Annotated in this window: 8 protein-coding genes; 6 read left to right on the top strand and 2 right to left on the bottom strand. The window is 58.1% G+C overall.

The features are described 5' to 3' along the window. Together ACW81B_RS04915 and ACW81B_RS04910 are read right to left on the bottom strand one after the other, a co-directional pair. The coding region (locus ACW81B_RS04915) for an ATP-binding protein (protein WP_491579100.1) at window positions 1-365 on the bottom strand (365 nt) is incomplete at its 3' end. Beyond that, complete coding sequence (locus tag ACW81B_RS04910) at window positions 349-837, bottom strand: hypothetical protein (protein WP_491579099.1); 489 nt, start codon at window positions 835-837, stop codon at window positions 349-351. The genes ACW81B_RS04915 and ACW81B_RS04910, both read right to left, overlap by 17 nt. Window positions 838-1,847: 1,010 nt before the next feature. On the opposite strand from ACW81B_RS04910, the gene ACW81B_RS04905 reads away from it, so the two are divergent. From ACW81B_RS04905 to cas1e, 6 genes are all read left to right on the top strand, one after another. Further along, window positions 1,848-2,171 (top strand): type II toxin-antitoxin system prevent-host-death family antitoxin, encoded by a 324-nt coding sequence (locus ACW81B_RS04905; protein ID WP_491579098.1) that lies wholly within the window; start codon window positions 1,848-1,850, stop codon window positions 2,169-2,171. Further along, on the top strand, window positions 2,164-2,655 hold the full coding sequence (locus tag ACW81B_RS04900) for a PIN domain-containing protein (RefSeq protein WP_491579097.1): 492 nt from the start codon (window positions 2,164-2,166) through the stop codon (window positions 2,653-2,655). The genes ACW81B_RS04905 and ACW81B_RS04900 overlap by 8 nt, the downstream gene beginning before the upstream one ends. Next, window positions 2,652-2,723, top strand: a complete 72-nt coding sequence (locus ACW81B_RS04895; protein ID WP_491579102.1) for a type I-E CRISPR-associated protein Cas6/Cse3/CasE — start codon at window positions 2,652-2,654, stop codon at window positions 2,721-2,723. The genes ACW81B_RS04900 and ACW81B_RS04895 overlap by 4 nt, the downstream gene beginning before the upstream one ends. A gap of 42 nt (window positions 2,724-2,765) precedes the next feature. Further along, window positions 2,766-2,999: a hypothetical protein gene (locus ACW81B_RS04890; protein ID WP_491579096.1), complete on the top strand. Its 234-nt coding sequence runs from the start codon at window positions 2,766-2,768 to the stop codon at window positions 2,997-2,999. After that, on the top strand, window positions 2,987-3,412 hold the full coding sequence (locus tag ACW81B_RS04885) for a type II toxin-antitoxin system VapC family toxin (protein WP_491579095.1): 426 nt from the start codon (window positions 2,987-2,989) through the stop codon (window positions 3,410-3,412). Before ACW81B_RS04890 ends, ACW81B_RS04885 begins: the two co-directional genes overlap by 13 nt. A gap of 2 nt (window positions 3,413-3,414) precedes the next feature. Beyond that, window positions 3,415-4,138: type I-E CRISPR-associated endonuclease Cas1e (gene cas1e, locus ACW81B_RS04880; protein WP_491579101.1), on the top strand; the 724-nt coding region annotated here is incomplete at its 3' end.

Raw genomic sequence — 4,138 nt, 5'->3', positions numbered from 1 at the left:
GCGATGTTCTGCGCAATCATCGACTTGCCGACACCGTTCGGGCCGACCAGTATGATGTTGGCGGTTTCCTTGATAAAGCTCAGCGTCATGAACCCGGACACCGCCGCCTTGTCACACTGATCCGGCCAGTTCCAATCGAAGTCGGCAAGTGGCTTGAAGCGGCCGATGTGCGCCGCACTCAGTCGACGTTCGAGTCCGCGACGCCTGCGCTCGACTTCTTCCCACTCGAGCAGTTGTTGTACCCAGGGCCATTCGGCCTCGGGTAATGCGTCCCAGTGGGCCACCAGACCGTGAAGTTTGAGCGCGGCAGCGCGTGGCATGAGTTCGTTGCGCAGGATCGGATCGGTATCAGGTCGTGTTGTCATCGGCTTGCTCCGTATCATGGGTGGTGTCGGTGTCGAGTTGGTCATAGCGCGCCAGCGATGCTGCACGGCCGACCTGGACGTAATTAAAATGGCCCCAGTCGACTTGCGCCTGTTCGCCAGGCAAGGTCCGGAGTCGAAGATACGCTTCGCTCGGTTTGCGCGGACGCAGTTGTGCCACATGCGAGCGGAAATGGCTGGACCCACCCGGGTAGCCGCGTTGCTGTGCCATCGCATACAGCCGCGTGGCTGTGAGCGTGGGGTACTGTTCCAGTGTTTCGATAATGAAGGGGATGTAGGGATCAATGATCGAGACCGCTCGTGCGCGCTCGGCTTTGGGCATGCCCGCCTGAGACAGCACGCGATCGACGGCCGAGTGATGAATGCCAAGCTGGGTGGCAATGGTATGCGGGCCCCAGAGCTCTACAAAGTGATAGCGAAGAATCTTCGTCTCGAGTGCCTTGCTGATAGCCAATCGTTACCTCCTTCAATCAGGGTGATCTGCATTGTTTGCCACGTTGCGGTGGTCGCAAAAAGTCATGTCTGAGAAAGGGATCGCACTCACGGTGGCAGACATGACAGTAAATGGCTGTCTCCGTGCGATCGCACCCGTATTCGTGATGACTTTCTCCTGTGTTCAATGCCAAGAGCAGTAGAACAAGGGCGACAATCGGAGGGGAACCCTGATGCGTTACTTTTTCTCGTTGACGCACCCGGAACCGGCGCTGTCGATCCGCATTACTGTGCTGGCCACGGCGCGTTGAGCGGTAGCGTTTGGCTGCCCGTTGCAGCGAGGCAGATCGCGCCAGATCAGCGCAGCCGTTGGCGCAATAGACGTTACCGCGGTCGCAGTGACGACAGATAATGACCTGGCAGTGGCAACGTGCGCATTGAAACATCCGGGCACTGGGGTTCATCGGTATGAAAGGCCGATGAGGGCTGGAGTTTGACCCGTCTTGGTGAGATCATGAACAGGCTGTGCGAAAGCACGGTTTGGGGCATAGCGTCAGTTTTTGACCGTCAAATCCAGGCTGGCGCTATGCCTGTCTCCTCGGCTACACCTTCCGTACCGGTTTTCCGGCCAGATGTCATCTGATTACGCTTGAGTGGGCATTGCTCCATGGGCAGGAGCGGCTGTCCTAAACGAATCGCTCAGGATGGGGTGATTTTCATTTTGGAACGGAACAGCGGCAAATATCAGCGGGTTTCTAGCGGCACTTACAGTTACAGGCCGGAATAGGGCATGGCAAGGTGATGGGGTTGGGACTCTTGTCGGTGGCGCCAGTCAGTTAGGTGGGCGTTTCGCAACTGAATAATACGATTGATGTTGCAGCGAAATATTGTCTGGTTTCAGGAGCATCCGTTGATGGTATGTACTAACTGGTGCGGGTAACTTTATGACGCAATTGGTGATTCTGCTGGATACAGAAAGAATAATATTTTGTGCTATCATTTGATGGCACAAAATAACACGGGGTGATTCTGATGGACACGTTCACAGTAAGAGATCTACGCGAACGCACCGGCGAGCTTATCCGCGATGCCGAGTCGGGAGAGCTTGCGGTTGTCACCAAGCATGGCAAACCCGTATTTGTCGCCGTACCCTTTAGCGAAGAGGTCGTGGCATCCGGCATCCTGTTCGTTCTGGCGGCAAGATTTTTTCAGGAAAACCTCCTGAGCCTGGGTAAGGCGGCACGCTTCGCAGGTTGTTCGATACCCGAGTTCGTCGACTACCTGGACAAGGTTGGTATGCCCACCGTGCAGTACCCGGCGGAAGAACTGGAACAGGAACTGGAAGCGATTGGCTGAGACTGTTGTCGCCGATGCGGGGCCGTTGATTGCGTTTGCGCATCTGGAACGGCTTCCGCTGCTACCGGAGTTACTTGGGCGCGTTATCGTACCTGTCAGTGTTTTGCAGGAATGCCTGTATATTCCCACCCGGCCTGACGCGGTGACGATTCAGACCGCGTTGGACGAGGGCGTGCTGGTCGCACAGGCGTCAACCGACACGCCCCTGGAAGGCCTTTCATCTTCGCTGGGCACAGGCGAACAGTCCGCCATTTCTCTTGCGCTTGCGCTGGAATGTGCCGTACTCATGGATGACAGGCTGGCGCGCCGGGCCGCCCGTCACCTGGGGCTGCGCGTCATCGGTACGGGAGGCGTACTGATCAAGGCCAGGCAGAGCGGGTTGATACCTGAAGTGGCCCCTTTGCTGGAGCAGTTGTGTACCAGGGGGTACCGCCTCTCGTCCGGACTCATTGCCACTATCCTTCAATATGCCGGGGAAGCGTGAATACGCAGGGTATTGGGCCTGCCAAAGCCTTTGGCTGTGGCCTGTTACTGGTGCGACGCCCCACTTGAGTGTGTATACTGGGTGTGTAACCAGAGAAGGTGCCGGATACCATGTCACACCGCGTCAATATCATGCTGGATAATGAGGTCTGGCAGGCCATGCAGGCACTGCCCCGCGGCGAGCGCAGCCGGCTGGTCAACCGCGCCATCAAAGCGTACTTGTTGCAACAACGCCGGCAAAAAGCGGCGGAGGCCATGGATGCCCTCCGTGAATCCACCCGCCCCCTGTCCGGCAGCACGGAGCAGTGGGTGCGGGAAGACAGGGAGAGTCATTGGAAAGATTGATCGTCACGGATGCGTGCGTGTTGCTCAAATGGGTGCTGCCGGCCGAGCTGGAACAGAATCTTGCGCAGGCGCTGGCCTTGCGACGTGCCTTTGAAGAGCAGCGGATTGACTTGCTGTTGCCGCCGCTGTGGTTCTACGAGGTGGGAAACGTGCTCACACGCAAATGTCCATCGGATGCGGCGCGACGCCTGCGCCTGTTGACGGACCTCGCCATGCCCGAGGCGCGTCCGAGCACCCGCTGGCAGGAGGTGATCTGCGAGCTGGTACAGACCAGTGGCGTCACATTCTATGATGCAACCTATCATGCCCTTGCCCGTGTGACGTCCGGTGTTTTTGTGACAGCAGACATGAAATACCTGGCGCGCGCCGGTCGCGATGCGCATATCCTGCCGCTGTCCGAGTGGCTGGACTGATTGTGCTCCCGCCACTCAAACCCATCGCCATGAAAGAACGCGTTTCCATGCTATTCATCGAGCGCGGGCAAATCGATGTACTGGATGGCGCCTTTGTCGTCGTTGACAAAACAGGTGTCAGAACCCAGATACCCGTCGGTTCCATTGCCTGCCTGATGCTGGAGCCCGGGACGCGCGTGTCTCATCGCGCTGCCGCCCTGGCGGCCCGCGTTGGTACCCTTCTGGTGTGGGTCGGCGAGGCAGGGGTTCGCCTGTACGCTTCCGGCCAGCCCGGTGGCGCCCGTTCCGATCGTCTCCTGTACCAGGCAAAACTCGCACTGGATGAAAAAGCCCGCTTGCGCGTTGTGCGTAAAATGTATGAGCTGCGTTTTGGTGAGAAGCCACCCGAACGACGTAGCGTGGAACAGCTGCGTGGAATTGAAGGCGTGCGCGTGCGAAAAATCTACCAGGCGCTGGCAAACCGGCATGGCGTTGACTGGAAACGGCGTGACTACAACCCGGAAGCCTGGGGCTCGGGTGATATCCCCAATCGCTGCGTTTCTTCAGCGACTGCCTGCCTGTACGGTATTACCGAGGCGGCGGTACTGGCAGCCGGCTATGCGCCCGCGGTTGGATTTATCCACACAGGCAAGCCATTGTCGTTCGTTTACGATATTGCTGATATCTTCAAGTTCGATTCCGTTGTCCCGCTGGCCTTTCAGGTGGCCGCTAAAGAACCGCGTGAAC

Source organism: Thiogranum sp. (assembly GCF_058323355.1).
The sequence above is the reverse complement of the archived record's forward strand: the minus strand, read 5'-3'. Positions and strand labels throughout refer to the sequence as shown.

Coding starts and splice junctions, on each gene's coding strand:
- ACW81B_RS04905 (WP_491579098.1), top strand. CDS start 1,848: ATGGACACGTTCACAGTAAGAGATCTACGCGAACGCACCGGCGAGCTT.
- ACW81B_RS04890 (WP_491579096.1), top strand. CDS start 2,766: ATGTCACACCGCGTCAATATCATGCTGGATAATGAGGTCTGGCAGGCC.